Below are 1,361 nucleotides of genomic sequence, written 5' to 3'. Positions count from 1 at the left end.
CGTGTGCTGTCTTGATACATGTGGGACACGGGTGTCTCGGTACATGTGGGACACGATTCTAGGCTGCAGGGCGGTGGAGTTGTCCTTGGTAGAGCTTGTCGATGTTCAGATGCAGGTGGCCGAGGACTTCTCCGCTGGCCTTGTAGGCGGTGATGTGGTTTCCGTCGCGTAGGACGGTCACGCGGGTGTAGGCGTGGGGTCGTCCGACGGAGATCTTGTGGTCGCCGACGGCGATCACGCCGGAGTCGGAGACGCGATGGGTGCCGACGGAGGCGTCGACCTGGGCGGGTAGATGCTGCGGGCCGCCGAGGGTCGCAGCTTGGTTCCAGGCCTGCTCAGGGGGCATGTTCACGGCACTGTGGCGGCGGTCGGTGTTGTAGAACTTCTGGTATCGGTTGCATGATTTCTGTAGTTGAGCGGTGGTGGCGGGCCGGGTGGGTTGGTCGGTGAGCCACTCTTTGAAGGTGCGGTGGTGGCGTTCGACTTTGCCGTTGGTCTGGGGGTGGTACGGGCTCGAGTGGATGAGGCGGGCACCGGAATCGGTGACGAATGCACTGAACTTCGAGCGGCCCTTCGATGCGGTTGCGCAGAACGCCATTCCGTTGTCGGACAACACTATTGCTGGCACACCATAGTCGGCGAACGCTTTACCGATGGCGGCGATGGCACCGGCGGTGGTCTCGGCGTGGCAGACGTAGGTCGCGACGAGGGTGCGGGTGCAGTCGTCGAGGACTTCGAAGACATTGGCTTTACCGCCGCCGGCGAGTACGACTTCGGTGGCGTCGATCTGATAGCAGTCGCGGGGTCGGGCGTATTGGAATCGGCGGTAGGACGATTTCGGTCGCTTCTTCGGCTCCGGTATGACCAGCCCGTGTCGGGTGAGGATGTTGTTGATGGTGGATCTGGCTGGGATCTTCCAGCCTTTGGCTGACCAATCATGTTCGGCGGCAAGCTTTGTCAGCTCGTAGCGGATGTTGTCGGCACCGTTTTCGCGGCCCAGTTTCCTCCGTAGCGCGATGATGTGGGCCTCGACAGTGTCGGGGGTGCGTGCCGGGCTCGAGCGGGGTCGGCGGGAGTCGAGCTCCCACCGGCCCCGTTCTCGAATCCGGACGGCGTGGCGGTTGGCGGTACTGCGGGAGAGTCCGTGATCGACGCAGAAGCCCGTCAGGCCTCGTTCGTCGAAGACGTCAGCTCCCTCGATGATCCATGCGGTCAAGGTGGCGTCGAGCAGGTTCATCTGGGCATCCGTTCTGGCCATGGATTACTCCATAGCCGGTCACAGTGCCCCGCAGCATCACCACAGCCCGTGTGTCACATGTCCGTGGACATCTCGTGTCTCATATGTCCCCGGACTGAACACG

Annotated in this window: 1 protein-coding gene; it reads right to left on the bottom strand. The window is 62.6% G+C overall.

Annotation, left to right across the window (positions count from 1 at the left end; all coding sequences use genetic code 11):
• Positions 1–58: 58 nt before the first annotated feature.
• The gene (locus CH305_RS02125) at positions 59–1,258 is read right to left on the bottom strand and encodes a DDE-type integrase/transposase/recombinase (protein ID WP_094702400.1); all 1,200 of its coding nucleotides are present in this window, start codon (positions 1,256–1,258) and stop codon (positions 59–61) included.
• Positions 1,259–1,361: the final 103 nt, after the last annotated feature.

Source organism: Rhodococcus sp. 15-649-2-2 (genome assembly GCF_002258645.1).
Classification (GTDB): domain Bacteria; phylum Actinomycetota; class Actinomycetes; order Mycobacteriales; family Mycobacteriaceae; genus Rhodococcoides.
Note: the sequence above shows the minus strand (reverse complement) of the source record. Positions and strands in the feature narration are given on the sequence as shown.